Consider the following 17,536-nt stretch of genomic DNA (forward strand, 5'->3'; position numbering starts at 1 on the left):
TCCTGGATCAGTACGCAGAGGCGTTATCGACTTTGAAGTTGTACAGCTCACGGGCCGAGCCGTAGCGTTTGAAGTCGGCCGCTTTGTGGTTGAAACCGGCCGTGTTCAACAACGCTTGCAACTCCTGCAGGTGCTCGGCGCGCATCTCTTTTTCGATGCAATCGGAGCCCAGCGACTCGACATTGCCTTTGACGTAGATATGGGTTTCGTACAGTGAATCACCCAGCGCATCGCCGGCGTCGCCGCACACCACCAAGCGCCCGGCCTGGCCCATGAAGCAGCTCATGTGGCCAATGCTCCCACCCACCACAATGTCGATGCCTTTCATGGAAATGCCGCACCGCGCGCCGGCGTCGCCCTCAATCACCAGCAAACCGCCATGAGCTGTCGCGCCGGCCGCTTGGGAGGCGCTGCCTTTGACCCGCACGTAACCGCTCATCATGTTCTCGGCGCAACCCACGCCGACGTTGCCGTGCACGGTGATTGAGGCCTTCTGATTCATGCCGGCGCAGTAGTAGCCGGCGTGCCCCTGAATATCGATGGACACCGCTTCATTCACCCCGACAGCGAGGTTGTGTTTGCCATTGGCGTGAGTCACCACCCACTCGTGTTCGGTAACGTTGTTAACCTGGTCGTGCAGCGCCTGATTCAGGTCACGCACGGTAGCAGTGGAAAGATCGATGGTTTTCATGTGCGCTCCTTAAGCTGTCTCGCGTTCCCAGAGGTACAAAGTGGCCGGTGCCGGTTCCCAGATTCTTGCGTTCTCGATGCCTGGCAGGCTCGACAAGGCTTGATATTCGGAGGCCATGGCGACGTAGTCGTCAGTCTCGGCAAGGATGGCTGGCTTGCAGGCAATCGGGTCGCGGATAACCGCAAAACCGTTGCGGGTGCCAATAGCAAAGGTGAAGAAACCGTCCAGGTCCTCAAGCGAATGATCCAGCGCTTCCTTCAACGAATCGCCTTGCTGCAAGCGCCAGGTCAGATAACCGGCCGCGACTTCGGTGTCGTTGTCAGTTTCGAAATGGATGCCTTCGCGCTTGAGTTCCTGACGCAGGCGAAAGTGATTCGACAGCGAGCCGTTGTGCACCAGGCACAGGTCGGCACCCGTGGAAAACGGGTGACTGCCTTCCATGGTCACCGCACTTTCAGTGGCCATGCGGGTGTGGCCGATGATGTGGCTGCCCTTCATGCCGGCCAGGCCGAAACGCCTGGAAATTTCCTGCGGCAAGCCCATGCCTTTAAGGATTTCGATGCTCTGCCCGGCGCTCATGATGCGCACGCTCGGCGCCAGTTCAGCGAGGGCCGCACGCACTGGCGCCTCGGCGGCGTTGATCTTGAGCACCGCCGCGCTGGCATTCTGGAACCCGTCCAGTGAACAGCCGAGGCGCTCTTCGAGTTCACCCATCAGGGTTTTCCAGTCGAAGCTTTCGGTGGTTGCCTGCAGGGTCAGCTTGACCCAGCCTTGCGCCACTTCATCGCCATAAATCGCAAAACCGGCGCTGTCCGGGCCACGGTCGGTCATGGCTTGCAACATCGGCTCAAAGAGCTTGCCGAGCTGGGATTCCAGCTGCAGATTTTTCAAATAAAGACCTACGATTCCACACATAACAGCAGCACTCACTTCGTTCGGGAGCGACAAGTTGCGAGCGGTAAGCCGCAAGTTGACCGCGTTGATATGATCATTTGTGCCACGCCCCAAACCGCTTTACGTACGGCCTGACGCTTGCGACGTGTTGCTGCCGCCCGGCAACCTCAAAAAAATTCGGTGTAGCGCTGCACCTCCCAATCACTCACATGGCGGCTGTACTCCACCCATTCCATACGCTTGAGCTTGATGAACTCGCCAACGATCTGCGGGCCAAGGACCTCGGCAAACAGGGGGTCGGCTTCAAGTGCGTCGCAGGCTTCCTTGAGTGATTGCGGCAAGGTCTTGATACCCCGTGCGGCAATCTGCTCCAGGCTCAGGCTGTAGAGGTTTTCGTTGCAGACGTGGTCGATTTCCAGCTGACGGTCGATGCCGTCGAGGCCGGCGGCGATGATGGCGGCGCTGACCAGATACGGGTTGCAACCCGCGTCCGGCAGGCGGAATTCGAGCCGCCCGTAAGGCACGCGGACCATGGCTGAACGGTTGTTGGCACCGAAGGCTATAAAGGCTGGCGCCCAGGTCGCGCCAGACAACGAGTTGCCGACCACCAGGCGCTTGTAGGAGTTGACCGTGGGTGCGGCGAACGCACACAGCGCCGGGCCATGGGCCAGCAGGCCGGCAGCGAAGTGATACGCCATTTTCGACAGGCCCATGCCGCTCGGATCACTGGCGTCATGGAACATGTTCTTGTTGTCGGCACTGCTGATCGACAGGTGAAAGTGCATGCCATTGCCGGCGCGCTTCGGGTCTGGCTTGGGCATGAACGAGCAGATCATTCCGAGCTCGTTGGCGATCTCGCCCGCGGCCATCCGGAAAAAGGTAAAGCGGTCCGCCGAGGTCAGCGCATCGCTGTAGGTGTAGTTGATTTCAAACTGGCCGTTGGCGTCTTCGTGGTCGATTTGGTAGACCTCGAAATCCACTGCCTGCAAGGCTTCGGTCAGACGCTCAAGAAACATGCGCGAACGCGACAGGCCTTTGTAGTCGTAGCAAGGCTTGTCGAGGTTGTCGCTGGGATCCACCAATTGCAGCTTGCCGAATTCGTCGCGCCGCATCAGGTTGAACTCTGGTTCCAACCCGGTATTAAGCGTCCAGCCCTTGGCCGTCAGGCGCTCGACCTGCTGTTGCAATACATAGCGGCTGTCGAAAGGATGAGGCTCGCCGTTGACGTGACCGATGCACACGACCCGGCCATAACCCGGTTGCCAGGGCACCGGCGTCAGGGTCGATAAATCGCCGCGAGCCATGAAGTCCGGACCGTGCGGTTCCATGCCCATGCCACTGATCGCGAAGCCGGCAAAACCAGCGCCCTCTTCAGCCACGGCTTTGAGCCCACAAATCGGCACCGATTTGGTTTTGGCCGCACCATGAATATCGACAAACTGCGCAAGCACGTATTTGATCCCGTGCTTGTCGATGATGCGCTGGGTTTCTGCTGGCAACATTGCTCGTCACTCCTCGCGAAAGGCAAACCATTGTGGATAGGCCTTAACCGACTTTTTATTCCTAAAAAGAAAGTTAGTTTCCCTTTAGGAATGCAAAGCCCTTGCCAGATTCGTGACTGAAGCGCTCCAACGCCGTAAAAAGCGCTTTTGTGCTGTATATATGGGAAAATTCTTTTCCTTGTGGGAATACGCCAGCCCAACAGCTGGTGGAATTATTATCGATTTGCACTTTCCTAGTGCGAAACTAATATTACTGAACGGAAAGTGTGCAGGACTTGATGACCATGTCGACCGAAACCGCCCCACGCCTCAAGCTCGAGCAATACCTGGGACTGCAGATCAAACGCCAACGCCAGGCGCAAGACTTGAAACTCTCTGACGTGGCGAAGATTGCCGACATCAGCCAGGGCATGTTGAGCAAGATTGAAAACGCCCAGGTGTCCACCAGTCTCGATACGCTCAGCCGTCTGTGCGATGTGCTCGGCTTGCCCATGTCGAAGTTGTTCAGTGAGTACGATCAGCAAGATGGCAGCGCGCTGCTGGTCAAGGCCGATCAGGGCATGGAAGTGGTTCGGCGCGGCACCGAGAAAGGCCACACCTATCACTTGCTCAATCACACCCGCGGGCCGAAGAAAAGTTTCGAGGCATATATGGTGAGCATGGATGACGCCAGCGAGGAGTTTCCGACCTTCTCTCACCCAGGCACCGAGTTTCTGCATTTGCTGGAAGGCGAGCTGATTTATCGCCACGGCAATCAGCTGTACCGCATGGAGGCAGGTGACAGCCTGACATTTGAAGGCGAAATCCCCCATGGCCCGGAGGAACTGGTGCAGGTGCCGATTCGGCTGTTGTCGATCATGAATTATGGCAATGACAAAGAGTGACTGAATGCGGCTCGCCTGCCGCTTGATCGCGGCGCCGCTCTGGCAAAAAACACCACGGCCCTTGAGCAGTTTCGGCATAGGCCAAAAACCTCGCCGACCCTAGACTTGCACCCCAAATACTGTGCCCACGCGCACCCAAATCCAGGACAGTTCCAGGGGAACCCGCATGAACCCAACCGATATTTTTGTGATCAGTGCCGTCCGCTCCGCCATCGGCAGCTTCGGTGGCTCGCTCAAGGATGTGCCGCCGATTCAATTGGCGACCGATGTCTGCCGCGCCGCCATCGAACGCGCAGGCCTGGCGCCTGAGCATATCGGCCATGCCGTCATGGGCCATGTGATTCCCACCGAAGCCCGGGACGCCTACCTCTCCCGCGCCGTGGCAATGAACGCCGGCCTGCCGAAAGAAACGCCAGCCTTCAACGTCAACCGCCTCTGCGGTTCCGGGCTGCAGGCGATTGTCAGCGCCGCACAAAGCCTGATGCTGGGCGATGCAGGCGCGGCGCTGGCCGGTGGCGTCGAGTCCATGAGCCGTGGCGCGTACTTGCTGCCGCAAGCACGTTGGGGCGCTCGCATGGGTGACATGCAAGCCATCGACTACATGCTGGGCGTATTGCAAGACCCGTTCGCCGGTTTCCACATGGGCATCACCGCAGAAAACGTCGCCGAGCGTTATGGCATTACCCGCCAGGCTCAGGATGAACTGGCGATGGTCAGCCAGCAGCGTGCTGCACGGGCAATTGCCGAAGGTCGTTTTACCGGTCAGATCGTGCCCATTGAAATCGCCACCCGCAAAGGCACCGTGACGTTTGCCACGGACGAGCACGTGCGCGGCGACGTCAGCGCCGAGCAACTGAGCAAGATGAAACCGGCCTTCAAGAAAGACGGCAGCGTCACCGCTGGCAACGCTTCGGGCCTGAACGACGGTGCGGGTGCACTGATCATGGCCACGGGTGAAATGGTTCGCGAACACGGCCTCAAGCCAATGGTGCGCGTGGTCGGTTACGCGCATGCCGGTGTTGAACCGGAACTGATGGGCCTGGGACCGATTCCGGCGACTCGCCTGGTTCTCAAGCGTGCCGGCCTGACCGTGGCAGACCTGGACGTTATCGAGTCCAACGAGGCCTTCGCCGCACAAGCCTGCGCCGTGGCACAGGAATTGGGCTTTGACCCGGCAAAGGTCAACCCAAACGGCTCGGGCATTTCACTCGGCCACCCGGTGGGCGCCACCGGTGCGATCATCGCGACCAAGGCGATTCACGAACTGCTGCGTGTTCAGGGCCGTTACGCGCTGGCGACCATGTGCATCGGCGGCGGTCAGGGCATCGCCGTACTGTTCGAACGCGTCTGATACAGCAAAAAAATTACGGCGCCCGATGTGGGCGCCGTAATTGTCAGCTCTGCTGCGGTTGGATCAGTGTGCGATGCACACCGATTTCAGCTCGGTATACGCCTCGATGACGGCACGTCCAAACTCGCGGCCCATCCCCGATTGCTTGACGCCACCGAACGGCATTGCCGGGTCGAGCAGCACATGCGCGTTGACCCAGACCGTACCGGCTTCGATGCGCGGCACCAGGTTCATCGCTTTACCGAGGTCGTTGGTCCACAGGCTGGCTGCCAGTCCATAACGGTTGTCGTTGGCCAATGCGATGACGGCGTCTTCGTCGTCAAACGGCATGACCCCCAACACCGGGCCAAAAACCTCTTCACGGGCCACCGTCATGCTGTGGTCAATGTCGGCCAGAATGGTTGGCTGCACGTAAAAACCGTCACCTTCAAGCAACTCGCCGCCCGACACCACGCGAGCCCCTTCCTTACGCGCCAGTTCAATGTGTTTGAGCACCGCTTGCTGTTGCTTGCGCGACACCAACGGATTGATCGCGGCCTCGCAGTTCATGCCGTCCCCAATCGGCATCGCCGAGACCGCAGCTGCCAGCCCTTCGACAAACGTGTCGTGGATCGAGCGATGCACGTAGAAGCGTGAGGCCGCCGCGCAGACCTGACCATTGTTCAACAGGCCACCGAGGATCGCACCTTGAATGGCTTTGTCGATGTCGGCATCGGCGAGCACGATCATCGGATTTTTGCCGCCCAGCTCCAGCGAGAAACGCGTCATGTTGGTCATGCACGCCACACCGACACTTTTGCCGACGGCGGTAGAACCGGTGAAAGACACTTTGCTGACCAGCGGGTGCGCGGTCAGCACACCGCCCACCGAGGCACCACCACCGGTCACCACGTTGAACACGCCTGCCGGAATACCCGCTTCAAGGGCCAGTTCCGCAAGACGCATGGCGCTCAGCGGGGTTTCCATTGCAGGTTTGATAATCACGGTGCAACCGGTGGCCAGCGCCGGCATCAACTTCCAGGCAGCGATCAGCAACGGGAAATTCCACGGCACAATCCCGACCACCACGCCCACCGGTTCGCGCTTGGTGAACGCGGTGAACCTGGCCCCCGGCGGCAATGGAATCGACACATCGAACGTCTGCCCTTCGATCTTGGTGGCCCAACCGGACATGTAGCGCATGAACTCGACGGTGGCGTTCAAATCCAGCGCACGCGCCATGTTGATCGACTTGCCCTGGCTCAGGGTTTCAAGCTGCGCCAACTCTTCGGCGTGTGCCTCCACCAGGCGCGTGAAGTTCAGCAGGATGCGTTCGCGATCAGCCGGACGCAGCCCGGACCAGACGCCGGATTTGAACGCGGCGTGCGACGACTGCACCGCACGTTCAACCACCTCCAGTGGCGCGTCCATTGTCTGGCACAGGGTTTGACCATTGGCCGGGTTGAGCACGGCGAGGCTTGGTCCCTCGGCAAACACCCATTCGCCATCGATGAAGCAGCCATGACGACGGTTAATAAAGGCAGCTACCTGCGGCAGAATTTCCACGTTGCTCATAAATCACCTTTGACTTAGACGCGTTTTTCAGCCTGAAACCGGCTGATTACTGTTGTTCTTTGAGGTAACACCCGACGGCCTGCCGGTCGTCGGCAGAGGCCAGGCCCATGTACGGCATGTAGGTGCCTGGCACAAAGGCCTGAGGTTGGGTGATGAATTGCTCGAGGGTCTCGATTTGCCAGTTGATGTCTTTGTTGCGCATCGCCTGGGAGTAGTTGAAGCCTGCCAGCGAGCCGGATTTGCGCCCGACCACGCCTGCCAGGTTTGGCCCCATCATCCCGGTCGCGTTCTTGGTGACCGAATGGCACACAGCGCATTCATTGGCGAACACCTGAGCGCCATGACCTTGGTCAGGTACGCAATCGGCAGCCATTGCGCCATGCACCAAAGTCAATGAAAGCAAACCCGCAAGGGGCAATCGCAGCGAGATGAACATAAGAAACGACCTTCAGATCCGCGTATTCGTCAGCCGACGAACACCAACACTAAAAATGCCGATGCGAGGCGCATCGGCTGGGTTGGTACGGATTGTCGATGGTCACAGGCAGGCAGGTTTTTCCCTGCGTGCCAGTCGTGTTGGCTGGGCTGCCAAACCGGGCATTTTGGCAAGCACAGCCAACTCTTTGGCAACCACGCAACAGGGCAAAAAAAAACCCGGCATTAGTATCTGAAAAGACCGCAAACCTGCGCTCAAGAACAAGAACGGATGCCACACCATGCTCAAATCCCCTTTGCTTCGTCTCTCGACTCTCGCGCTGATGGTTAACGCCGGCAACGCGTGCGCGTATGAACTGTATGCCGACAGCGACAGCCATTTGAACGCCACGCTGGAGGCTGTATTCGGTATTTTCCACAGCCAGGAAAACTACGCCCCTTCCGGCCGTCTCGATCAGGGCTCCTCCTCGTGGCGCGAGGGCTACATCAAATACGGCTTGAGTTTCGATAAAGGCCTGGGCAATGCGGGCACCGCGTACGGTGCCGCGAACCTGCTCAGCTCCGGAACCTGGGGTGACGGCGACGCGGCAGGTTTCAGTGACGGTACGGAACGCACCACCCGATTCGAAGACGCCTACCTCGGCTGGCGTTCAGGCAAGCTGTTTGGGGCACTGGGTGATGACGGTGTCGACCTGTCCTTCGGCCGCCAGAACATTGTGGTGGGTGACGGCTTTTTGATTGACGGCGATGCTTTGAACATTGGCAAGGGCCTGGCCGACGGCGAATTCAACCGTGGCGGTGCGTACTACCTCGCCGCGCGCAAAGACTTTGACCAGACCGCCGTGTTGCGCCTGGGTGGCAAGGAAGGCTGGCGCAGTGACCTGATGTGGCTGAAGTCGGACAATCGCGCACAGGCCAAAACCGAAATGTATGTGGGCACCCTGGAGCATGTCGCGCCAGAGGGCACCGTCGGTTTGACCTACGTCGACACCACCGATATCGACGAGCAATACGCGTCCCCTGCGCAGCTGGAGCGCGACGGCATGAAAACCTACAGCCTGCGCGCCCAAGGCAATGCCGGGGTGAAAAACCTGTTCCTCTCGGGTGAGTACGCAAGGCAAGACAAACCACACGCCGGCAACGAAGACGCCTGGTACCTCGAAGCCGGATGGACCTTTGCCGATGTCGTCTGGGCACCGAATGTCAGCTATCGCTACAGCCGGTTTTCGGAAGGTTACGACACCTTGTTCTACGGTTTCAGCCGCGGCTATGGCACCTGGTTCCAGGGTGAAGTGGCCGGCAACTATGCCGGCCCTTTCAACAGCAACTCGCGGATCCAGAACGTGACGTTGAAAGTCTCCCCCCTGGAAAACCTCAACGTGGGCGCGATGTATTTCAATTTCGACACCATCGACCGCAACCTCGGCAATACCGATGGTCATGAAGTCGACCTGTACGCTGAATGGCACCTCAACGAGCACCTCACGGTGATGCCGTTGATTGGCCTGTATCAGCCCGAAAAAAGCGCCGCACAGGGCGGAACTCAACTGGGCAACAACGACAAAAACCTGTACAGCCAAGTGGTATTCGCGACCTCGTTCTAAGCCCGACCGGGGCCACGGCCCCTCCTCTGCGCTCAACACCGCAGATGCGTCTCAATAGCTTTCATTCGGCATCTTCTGGCGGGCTTCATTTTTACGCCTGGATGTTGTATGAAGCTCCAGCGATTTGAGTAAATGATTGCACAGTAGTGCTAAAGTGACAGCACACGCACCACCCGCCCGGATCAACCCTCCTGGCGGGTGATTGACGTGTCACACGTACGAGCAGCTAGCCGGTGGCGCCAACGCTTTCAACCGAGGACTGTGTCGACCTGAATCTCGTCATCACCGAGCGCAAGGGAAAGCAAATGAGGTCTAAACAATGATTTTTGAACCAAACAATACCCGTTCCGTTTTGCAGCGAAGAAGCAGCACCAGCACCGTTATTCAAGCCGGCCTGGATTGTGTTGCTGTAACTGGTGTCGCTTGGTTTTTGATCAATTATCATATCGGCTACATCTCGCAAGACTACGTGATCATGCTCCTGCTGCTACTCGGGGCATTGGCCGTGGTGTACGACCACTATGCGATTTACCGCAGCAACGTCGGTTTTACCGTCAAAGCCTTCAAGCTACTAAAAGCATGGACCGCAACCTTTGGTTTTCTCGTCGCCATGGCGTTTCTGACTAAACAAAGTGAGACGTACTCACGTTTATTAGTCGGAGAGTTATTTGTTCTTGGCTACCTGGCGCAGTTGCTGTTGCACCTGGCGACGCGCGAGATGCAAAAGAAGTTCTTGGCCCATCCGACGCAATTGGAAAACGCGCTGATCATCGGCACAGGCGAACTGGCCAAGTACCTATACAAAAAAATCAGCAACAACCCGTGGCTGGGTGAGCGGATCGTCGGTTGCGTGTCGATGGGTAGCGAAGAAGATCGCGGTAAGGACGGCTCGCAAAGTGCACAACGCCTGACAATTCTGGGCGATATTTCCGACCTTGATGAACTGGTCGTGCGCCACTCCATTCGTACCGTGTATTTCGTGACGCCGCTGGGTGGTTCGGAGGTGATCAAGGATGTTTACCTGAGGCTGTTCGATAAACACATCTCGGTGAACTGGGTGCCGGACATCTTTTCGTTGCGCCTGATCAATCACAGCGTTCGTGAGATTGCCGGTATTCCGGTGCTGACCCTCTCGGAAACGCCGCTGATGGGTATGCGGCTGTTCTTGAAGAACCTCGAAGACAAGGTCCTGACCTCGCTGATCCTGCTGATTGCCGCCCCCGTGCTGGCGATGGTCGCCATTGCGATCAAGCTCGATAGCCCGGGGCCGGTGTTCTTTCGGCAGGAACGCATGGGCTGGAGCGGCGAGAGCTTCCGGATCTGGAAATTCAGAAGCATGGTCGTGCATCAGCCCTCGGACGGCGTCGTCCAGCAAGCACAGAAAAATGACCCCCGCGTTACCCGGATTGGCGCCTTTATTCGGCGAACCAGTCTCGATGAATTGCCGCAGCTGTTTAACGTGTTGATGGGCGAAATGTCGCTGGTTGGACCACGACCGCACGCGATTCAACACGACGTGCAGTACTCGCCCGATATCTCGGACTATTTCGCGCGCCACAACATCAAACCCGGCATTACCGGCCTGGCCCAGGTGCGTGGTTATCGCGGTGAGACAAAGGATATCGAGCAGATGATTCGGCGGGTTGATTCGGACATCGAGTACATCAACAACTGGTCGCTTTGGCTCGATTTCGTCATCCTTGCAAGAACAGTGTTTGCGTTCTCCGGCAAGCATGCCTACTGATCCCTATTGAGCCTTTGGCCGATCTTGCCTTCACGCTGAATGCGCGATGAAGGCAAGATCGCTGCCTGAGCGCATCAGGCTGGCAGCAGATCCAGCGTGCGCTCCAGTTCATCGGGGTCGATGGTAAAACCGTTTCCGTCGGTGATTCCGACCACAAAAGCAAAATTTTGATGATCGCGATCGGTCAGGTATTTGAAAAAACACAGGAAACGATTGGGCGGCTGCAACACCAGCAGCGAGCCACCCGGCGGTAGCACGTTAACCCCATGGATCAAGTGACTGCCCTCGATACCGACCACGGTTCTGGCCCCGGCGCAGGTGGATACGATCGTTGCCACATCGCATTTTGTCGGGTCCAGGATGCGAAACCCCCTGCGGTCACGCAACTGTTCGGCAAGCGCCATTTCGTTACGTAACAAGCGTAACTCTCCGCTGCCGCCGCGCAAGATAAAGACACCGGGATGGGACTGTACGCTGACGTGCGACAGCAGTTTTTCACCCATGGCCCGAAAACGCAGGTGCTTGTCTCGATTTTGACTGAGGTCGTCAAAGATCACGAGTTCACGGAAATACGCATCGCGTAGACGAACCGGCTTCATGCCCAGCCAGTCTTCATAAGCCGGTGTATGCAGGATGCCGTTTCGGGGAGCAGAAACGAGATTGGCCGAACGGGCCGTGGTGACGGGAATACCTTCTTCGACGGCCAATGGATAAGTGATGCAGTCATCCATCAACCATGTGCCAAACCATTTATTGCCACCGGCAGTGCAATACATCGCCGCACGGTCTATTTCTGTTTCAATACGGATCTTTGGAAAGCGCTCGGATTTGGGCGACAACCACGACTTGGCATTATCTTTATAAACAGCACCGTCAATTAACCAGGCATCTTTAATCAGATAACCGCGTGTCGGGCCGTTCTCAAAACTATAACCACCCTCCATGGTACGACGTGGATGTTCATGAGGATAAAACAGCGCCTCTTCCCATCCCGTTACACGCTCTAGTTGGTTAGGCAAATAGAAGGCAGGTGGCGCAACAGCCGTTGTGCCCGGTGCAATTTCCCAGGTTTTTTCCGCCACACTTTGCAGGGTTAACGAGGGTTTCCCGGAGAACCGGGTTTTCAGCATATGTTTATAGGCCGCCAGGCTCCACTTGCCGGAGTCGCTACTGGCCAATGTAATAAGTTCCGACATATGCAACCCTCACAACTTTTTAATAAACAGCGTCCTTTCAACGGGATAAAACAACTTCCAGTAGCGGCGGTGACTTCAATTGGGCATAGCGACTACGCAATAACTCCAGCAGCACTTCTTCCGGCGCCTGCGAACAATGCAAGATAACGTTGGCTAACCCGCCAAACCCCATCTCACGATAACGCGCCGTCACTTCTTCATTACTTTTACCGCTGGGTATTCCCAAGTGCAGCGTCAGGTTTTTGCCTTCGACGGCGAACAACGGCGACTCCCACAAGAATTGTGCAGCACCCACCTTGGGCAACCGAACAAACAGGTAGCCATGGTTATTCAGCGTATCGACATCGCCGCCACGCCTTCTTTTCCATTCCAGAAGTCCATCATCCGGGCGTGCCAGGCAGGTCCCGATGTCGTAATAGTCAAAACCGTTTGCCAGCGCCCATTCAAGCGCCATGAAGGTCGTGATGGAGTTGATTTCCCGAAGTTTTTTAGCATCTGAGAACACTCCGTCGGGATAGCCAAAACGAACCGTGCTCCAGTAGCGCTTACCTTCACGGGTAATGACACAACCAAGGTGGCATGCAACGACTTGATCTTCCAGCAGCACCAGGTCAAGCCGTCCAGCACTTTTGGCAACGCGGTGAACTTCATGCGATTCAATTTGCGAAGCTGCGGAGCCATGCCTCGCCCTGGCGTAAGGCTGCAGCATTTCACGGTCGGCAATTTCTATCTCGTCATCATTGAGCGCCTGCTTCATTGCATAACGCAGCCGGTTTTTACGCAGATTGCGACGCAACTCGGAATTGTATTTTGCAGTGATTTCTTCAAGAGAACTGCTGAGCGGCACCACCGCGCTCAGGTAATGCGGCACCGATAGCGCACCAGGCATAGGCACCTCGCTAACGACAACCGTCTGCTCGCTGGTGCGCACCCTCAACTGACTGTCGACGTCCGCTGCGGCGCCCAGAAGCACCTTCAAAAATTCGCGTTGTGATTTTCTACCTACATAAAGAATGTCAAATTCGCTGTCATTACGTAGTTTGAACCTGGCAATTTCCCAGCGCCAAAAACAGGCACGTGCGGCGATCTCGCGCAGCCATTCGACGATATTCCTGAGCTTAAAGCGCATGGACGGAGATAATAACGTGCGCGCCAGTGTTGCCATATATTCTTTCATCTGTTTATTAACACAAGTTAAGGAAAGTTCATTTGAGTTTATAAACAAGCAAACTAAATACTCGAAATGGCAGCTCGATAGCTCACCACGCCCGTCACACTGTGCGGCCAACCATTACCCCGACACCTGTACGATTAACCCGCCATTTTTAGACTGTGCTTCAGGCTTTTCCTTCTTGCGAACAACTCGCAACTTCCCTCCCTGAAACTAAGGTTTTCTGACGCCAATTAGCTGTCTCACACCTTAACGAAGAAAACCCCTAACACCGCTGTAAAGCCGGTATTACAACCGTGAGTAAAGATGGAACGCAGGAGTTTTGCAAGATATTTCAAACGTGTTTTTTCCGGAGTGTGAAGCCCCCTGCAACCTCAGGAGTTTTTGCAGATCAGTGAACGTAACAGGAACATCGGGTTACCCATCACGTAGCGAACGAACAGCCGCTTGGGCTCACTTAAGAGACGGAATACCCATTCACAACCCAAACGACGCACCCATTGCGGGGCGCGTGTGACCTTGCCACCGAGGAAATCGAGAATAGCCCCGCCGCACACAATCACGCAGGGCACACCACTGGCTGCCAGCCTGGCAGCAACGGCTTCCTGCTTGGGCATGCCCATGCCCAAAACCACCAATTGCGGCTGGAACTGACGGGCAAGTTCGAGGTAGGTATCGACGTCGGCAAAACCATGGTGGGCACTCACCACATTGACCGCAAACAGCGCTTCGCTGTGCTGTGCAGCGTTGGTCAAAAAGGGTTCTTCGGTGCCCCAGAACGCCACGCGCCGACCGTTGAAGGCTGCCAGCAGCTTGGGGATGAAGTCGGTGCCGTTCATGTTCAATCCCGACGCCAGCCCGAGCCGACGAAACAGGATGCCCATGCCGGAGCCATCGCGTAGCAATACGTCAGCCGCCAATAACGAGTGGTAATAATCCGGATTGGCCGCCACCAGGTTCATCGCATGGGCGTTGACGAAACCGACCACGGTAGCGCCCTCTGCACGGGCTAACGACTCGATCAGGCGTCGCTCGGCATCGGCATCATTGACCACCTTCAGTTTCTGCACAATCGCTTGCCAGTTGTCTCGCCAGTTCATCGTGCGCATCAGTTGTCATCCCGCTTGGAACGCACCCATTCAACCTGGCGTTTGAGCACAAAGCCGATGTACAGCGGTATTTTTTTCAGTGCGTAGAACGGCGCGTACATCAAGGTCGAAAAAGAAATGATGCCGCGTCCGAAGCGACTCCACGCCAGCAGAATCGTCACGCCCAAAATCGCCACACCCACAGTTGCTATCAACGCCGGTGCCAAGGCGCCACTTACCAGAAACAGCAGCCACGTCAGGCAGAAAGCCGCGACCAGCACCAGGGTCAGCAACGCCAACGGCGGAACCCATAAGTCCAGGGTCATCGCCAGCAAGCTCCAGTTACCTCGACGGATCGACTCGACGAACAGTTTAGGCGCATCACCCAGGATCACCCCCAGATGACCATGCTCCCAACGCGTGCGCTGGGTGGCCAGACCTTCATCACTGCGCGGAAAGTAGCTGGTGACCAGGGCCTCGGGGCAAAACACCGGCGGCTTGCCGCTGCGACAGAAATCCAGGCCCATCTTCAAGTCTTCGACGATATGACCGCTGGCCAATTCGATCAGGCCCATGTCGCGCCAGACGAAGGCCATTCCCGTGCCCATCAACGGACACGGCAACCCGAGCCGCGTCCAGCCCCGCGGGCGCACCCGGTTTTTCACACACCAGGCGAACTCGGCAAGCCGTACTTTCAGCCCGGAGCCGCTGGGTGCAAGCATCAGATTCAAGGCCTGCGCGGGCCGTCCCGATTCGATGCAACACTTGGACAAACGCTCGATGAAGCCCTCACCGATCTGGCAATCGGCGTCGACAATGATCATCACGTCCGGCGCGGCGCTCGCCAGATGACGAGCGCCGAACTCCAGCGCATAACCTTTGCCACGTTGCTGGTTGTTGTTGCGCTCGACCACTTGCGCACCTGCCGCGCGGGCCAGCTCGGCGGTATCGTCAGAACAGTTGTCCGCGACCACCAGCAAGCAATCACCTTCCTGCAACTGAGGAAGAACGCTGTTTATTGTCGCCACTATCACTGAGGATTCGTTGTGTGCCGGCACCAGCACCGCCACCCGTGGTCGCGGCCCTTGCAGGCTGGCAGGCTTGCGCGCGGGCAGATACGCCATCAGCACTTGCACAAACAACACCAGCACCGGCAGTACGATGAGTATCAGCAACACGCTGAACAGCCAACTCAATAATGTGATCATGCGTGCGCCTTGAATAAGTCAGCCAATTTGGCGGCTTCGGTATCGATATCGTGTCGTTCGAGCACTCGCTGATACGCCGCCTCGCCCATGCGTTGCAGGACTTCAACGGGTTGTGCGAGGCAATCGGTCAGCGCTGCCGCCAACTCTTCCACCGAGCCTGCGGGAAACAGCCAGCCGTTTTCGCCCTGGCGCACCAGTTCGGGAATGCCGGCCACATAAGTGGTCAGCACGGGTCGACGCAACGCCATGGCTTCCATAATCACCACGGGCAAGCCTTCGGCGAAACTCGGCAAGACCATAGCGCGCGCCGCGAGAATTTCTGCGCGTACCTGCTCGCTGCTGATCCAGCCAGTGATTCGCACCTGCGCCTGCAAACCATGCTGCGCAATCAGCGCTTCGAGTTGCCCGCGCATTTCGCCGTCACCGGCCAGCACTAAATGGAACGGCACGCCGTTGGCCGCCAGAATGCGTGCGGCCTCAAGCAACAACAATTGGCCTTTTTGCTCACACAGACGCCCCACGCACACCAACTGCGGCACGGACGGCACCGCCACTGGCAACACATCATGAAACGCCCGCTCCAGCCCGCAATGCACGACTTTTACCTTGGCCCAATGCGCATGATCCACCCAGCGATACAATTGGCTGCGGCCATAGGAACTGATAGCGGCGACGAAAGATGCACGCCGGACTTTCTCGCCCAGATGAATGAACTGCGGTTTATCGAACTCTTCCGGGCCATGCACAGTGAAGCTGTACGCCGGCCCGCCGAGCGCATGGGCCAGCATCACCACCTCGGCGGAGTTGGTGCCGAAGTGCGCGTGCACATGCTGGGCGCTGAACTCGTTCAGCCAGGACAACACGCGGCATGCTTCAGCCAGATAAACCAGATGATACGGCCACGAACGATCGGCACGCCGTCCCATGCGCAGCGCCAGCCACACTGTCGAAAAAAACTGCTTGGGCCGGGCGCGCAGAACCTGCAGTACCGGCTTAAACAGCTCTTTTAATCCGCCCTGCAATACATAGCTGGTTTTATCGCGCTCGGACACGTCCTCGGCATCGACCAACTCGGCGTCCCAGCCACGCAAGGCAATGCGCTGCACCTCGAAGCCCTGACGCTCCAGCGCCAGAATCTCGCGACGAATGAAGCTATGGCTGACCTTGGGGTATTGATTGATGAAATAGGCGATACGCATAGGGACCGGGCTTAAATGTCGTTGCGGTTAATTGTGACTGCGGGTAGGCCCACAGCAGCATCGTCAAGCGTGTTTTCGTGCACGGCGGCCGTCGGCACAGCGCTGGTGATCAACACGCTGTTTATCTTTTCGAACGTGCTGTCCAGCAGCTCATAGCGACGGCGGTACATGGCGCGCTTTTTCGCGGCAATCGTTTCCAGCGGCTTGTTCGATGGCGCCATGGGGATTTCGAAGAAGTCTTCACGATTGGCCGGTGTCGCCCCGTGCTCCAACCAGATCACATCGTAATTAGCCGCCAGTTCCTGGGCTTTTTTCGCGCCAAAATAGGGGTGACGGTGATGCCGAAAGGCGTCGCCCACCGCGTAGATGCTGGTGACCCCGATGCGCGCCGCGACATGTTTAAGCACTTCAATCACAAAGCTTCGGGGGCGAAGTCCTTCGAACGCTTTTGTAAGGTCGCGGTAGATCGTCAACGATGTATCGCTGTCGATGCCTTTGTGTATCCCCTGAACGGCACCGACAAAAAGGCAGAGGCCCTCGTCCGTGCGGCACAAAGTGAAGGCGATTGATGCAATCCGCAAATCAGCCTGGAACAGGTTAAGCACCAACTCCCCTTCGCGCATGAACCAAATGGGGCGGTCCAGTACCAGTGAGCAGCCTTCGGCCCATTCCGACACATCACCCAACTTCAAGCGATCATCGCGGCCAAATAGCAATAACTGTGGGCAGTGTTCAGTCACCACTTCATAGTGCGAGGCGATGACATTCAGCCGTTCCTCAGCGCTCCAGGTTTTACTGATGTAAGGCCATTGAACAACGCCGATGCAATCGACCCCCAGTTTTTCAACACCCGAGGCACCCAGTGCGTTGGTCATGCGCGAAAAAAACGACGTCAGAGCAGACCGGTGTTGCGCCACTAACAGCAAAAACTTGAGCTTGTTCTTCAATGCCCTCGGAGAATAACCCGGGTGCACGGTGAACATGCTTTTGATGATCAATCCATAATCCATTTGGG

The 17,536-nt window shown here is 57.3% G+C and carries 15 protein-coding genes; 4 read left to right on the forward strand and 11 right to left on the reverse strand.

All coding sequences use genetic code 11. The features are described 5' to 3' along the window. Window positions 1-7: 7 nt before the first annotated feature. From ACQR3R_RS09765 to glnT, 3 genes are all read right to left on the reverse strand, one after another. Window positions 8-691: a GltB/FmdC/FwdC-like GXGXG domain-containing protein gene (locus ACQR3R_RS09765; RefSeq protein ID WP_428271868.1), complete on the reverse strand. Its 684-nt coding sequence runs from the start codon at window positions 689-691 to the stop codon at window positions 8-10. 9 nt (window positions 692-700) lie between these two features. Beyond that, complete coding sequence (locus ACQR3R_RS09770) at window positions 701-1,582, reverse strand: class II glutamine amidotransferase (protein ID WP_428271869.1); 882 nt, start codon at window positions 1,580-1,582, stop codon at window positions 701-703. Between the two features lie 170 nt (window positions 1,583-1,752). Then, window positions 1,753-3,087, reverse strand: coding sequence for a type III glutamate--ammonia ligase (glnT, locus tag ACQR3R_RS09775; protein ID WP_428271870.1), 1,335 nt, complete (start codon window positions 3,085-3,087; stop codon window positions 1,753-1,755). Between the two features lie 284 nt (window positions 3,088-3,371). Here glnT and ACQR3R_RS09780 point away from each other — a divergent pair, with 284 nt between their 5' ends. Together ACQR3R_RS09780 and ACQR3R_RS09785 are read left to right on the forward strand one after the other, a co-directional pair. Beyond that, on the forward strand, window positions 3,372-3,971 hold the full coding sequence (locus tag ACQR3R_RS09780) for a helix-turn-helix domain-containing protein (RefSeq protein WP_428271871.1): 600 nt from the start codon (window positions 3,372-3,374) through the stop codon (window positions 3,969-3,971). A gap of 166 nt (window positions 3,972-4,137) precedes the next feature. Next, a complete protein-coding gene (locus ACQR3R_RS09785) occupies window positions 4,138-5,322 on the forward strand; it encodes a beta-ketothiolase BktB (protein WP_428271873.1) in 1,185 nt (394 codons plus the stop codon). A gap of 63 nt (window positions 5,323-5,385) precedes the next feature. Here the strand turns inward: ACQR3R_RS09785 and ACQR3R_RS09790 are convergent, their stop codons facing one another. Together ACQR3R_RS09790 and ACQR3R_RS09795 are read right to left on the reverse strand one after the other, a co-directional pair. After that, window positions 5,386-6,876, reverse strand: coding sequence for an aldehyde dehydrogenase family protein (locus tag ACQR3R_RS09790; RefSeq protein WP_428271874.1), 1,491 nt, complete (start codon window positions 6,874-6,876; stop codon window positions 5,386-5,388). 46 nt (window positions 6,877-6,922) lie between these two features. Further along, entirely contained in the window at window positions 6,923-7,312 is a 390-nt protein-coding gene (locus ACQR3R_RS09795) for a c-type cytochrome (RefSeq protein ID WP_428271875.1), read from the reverse strand. A gap of 280 nt (window positions 7,313-7,592) precedes the next feature. On the opposite strand from ACQR3R_RS09795, the gene ACQR3R_RS09800 reads away from it, so the two are divergent. Both ACQR3R_RS09800 and ACQR3R_RS09805 read left to right on the forward strand, forming a co-directional pair. Continuing rightward, window positions 7,593-8,915 carry a hypothetical protein gene (locus ACQR3R_RS09800; protein ID WP_428271876.1) on the forward strand — a complete coding sequence of 441 codons (1,323 nt, stop codon included), beginning with the start codon at window positions 7,593-7,595 and terminating at the stop codon, window positions 8,913-8,915. Between the two features lie 319 nt (window positions 8,916-9,234). Beyond that, window positions 9,235-10,659: an undecaprenyl-phosphate glucose phosphotransferase gene (locus ACQR3R_RS09805; RefSeq protein ID WP_428271877.1), complete on the forward strand. Its 1,425-nt coding sequence runs from the start codon at window positions 9,235-9,237 to the stop codon at window positions 10,657-10,659. 74 nt (window positions 10,660-10,733) lie between these two features. Here the strand turns inward: ACQR3R_RS09805 and ACQR3R_RS09810 are convergent, their stop codons facing one another. The 6 genes from ACQR3R_RS09810 to ACQR3R_RS09835 form a co-directional block, all read right to left on the reverse strand. Further along, window positions 10,734-11,855: a glycosyltransferase 61 family protein gene (locus ACQR3R_RS09810; RefSeq protein ID WP_428271879.1), complete on the reverse strand. Its 1,122-nt coding sequence runs from the start codon at window positions 11,853-11,855 to the stop codon at window positions 10,734-10,736. A gap of 37 nt (window positions 11,856-11,892) precedes the next feature. After that, window positions 11,893-13,020 (reverse strand): hypothetical protein, encoded by a 1,128-nt coding sequence (locus tag ACQR3R_RS09815; RefSeq protein WP_428271881.1) that lies wholly within the window; start codon window positions 13,018-13,020, stop codon window positions 11,893-11,895. 380 nt (window positions 13,021-13,400) lie between these two features. Continuing rightward, the gene (locus ACQR3R_RS09820; protein WP_428271883.1) at window positions 13,401-14,135 is read right to left on the reverse strand and encodes a WecB/TagA/CpsF family glycosyltransferase; all 735 of its coding nucleotides are present in this window, start codon (window positions 14,133-14,135) and stop codon (window positions 13,401-13,403) included. Beyond that, window positions 14,135-15,322, reverse strand: a complete 1,188-nt coding sequence (locus ACQR3R_RS09825) for a glycosyltransferase (RefSeq protein WP_428271885.1) — start codon at window positions 15,320-15,322, stop codon at window positions 14,135-14,137. The genes ACQR3R_RS09820 and ACQR3R_RS09825 overlap by 1 nt, the downstream gene beginning before the upstream one ends. Next, a complete protein-coding gene (locus ACQR3R_RS09830) occupies window positions 15,319-16,521 on the reverse strand; it encodes a glycosyltransferase (protein WP_428271886.1) in 1,203 nt (400 codons plus the stop codon). Before ACQR3R_RS09830 ends, ACQR3R_RS09825 begins: the two co-directional genes overlap by 4 nt. A gap of 11 nt (window positions 16,522-16,532) precedes the next feature. After that, window positions 16,533-17,531: a DUF535 family protein gene (locus tag ACQR3R_RS09835; protein ID WP_428271888.1), complete on the reverse strand. Its 999-nt coding sequence runs from the start codon at window positions 17,529-17,531 to the stop codon at window positions 16,533-16,535. Window positions 17,532-17,536: the final 5 nt, after the last annotated feature.

The sequence above is a fragment of the Gordonia sp. IEGM753 genome, from assembly GCF_050321825.1.
GTDB lineage: Bacteria > Pseudomonadota > Gammaproteobacteria > Pseudomonadales > Pseudomonadaceae > Aquipseudomonas.

Bases quoted from the DNA above. Each gene is read 5' to 3' on its own strand.
- ACQR3R_RS09810 (WP_428271879.1), bottom strand. From the start codon at position 11,855: ATGTCGGAACTTATTACATTGGCCAGTAGCGACTCCGGCAAGTGGAGC.
- ACQR3R_RS09815 (WP_428271881.1), bottom strand. From the start codon at position 13,020: ATGGCAACACTGGCGCGCACGTTATTATCTCCGTCCATGCGCTTTAAG.
- ACQR3R_RS09805 (WP_428271877.1), top strand. From the start codon at position 9,235: ATGATTTTTGAACCAAACAATACCCGTTCCGTTTTGCAGCGAAGAAGC.
- ACQR3R_RS09830 (WP_428271886.1), bottom strand. From the start codon at position 16,521: ATGCGTATCGCCTATTTCATCAATCAATACCCCAAGGTCAGCCATAGC.
- ACQR3R_RS09800 (WP_428271876.1), top strand. From the start codon at position 7,593: ATGCTCAAATCCCCTTTGCTTCGTCTCTCGACTCTCGCGCTGATGGTT.
- ACQR3R_RS09835 (WP_428271888.1), bottom strand. From the start codon at position 17,531: ATGGATTATGGATTGATCATCAAAAGCATGTTCACCGTGCACCCGGGT.
- glnT (WP_428271870.1), bottom strand. From the start codon at position 3,087: ATGTTGCCAGCAGAAACCCAGCGCATCATCGACAAGCACGGGATCAAA.
- ACQR3R_RS09785 (WP_428271873.1), top strand. From the start codon at position 4,138: ATGAACCCAACCGATATTTTTGTGATCAGTGCCGTCCGCTCCGCCATC.
- ACQR3R_RS09795 (WP_428271875.1), bottom strand. From the start codon at position 7,312: ATGTTCATCTCGCTGCGATTGCCCCTTGCGGGTTTGCTTTCATTGACT.
- ACQR3R_RS09790 (WP_428271874.1), bottom strand. From the start codon at position 6,876: ATGAGCAACGTGGAAATTCTGCCGCAGGTAGCTGCCTTTATTAACCGT.
- ACQR3R_RS09825 (WP_428271885.1), bottom strand. From the start codon at position 15,322: ATGATCACATTATTGAGTTGGCTGTTCAGCGTGTTGCTGATACTCATC.
- ACQR3R_RS09765 (WP_428271868.1), bottom strand. From the start codon at position 691: ATGAAAACCATCGATCTTTCCACTGCTACCGTGCGTGACCTGAATCAG.
- ACQR3R_RS09780 (WP_428271871.1), top strand. From the start codon at position 3,372: ATGTCGACCGAAACCGCCCCACGCCTCAAGCTCGAGCAATACCTGGGA.
- ACQR3R_RS09820 (WP_428271883.1), bottom strand. From the start codon at position 14,135: ATGCGCACGATGAACTGGCGAGACAACTGGCAAGCGATTGTGCAGAAA.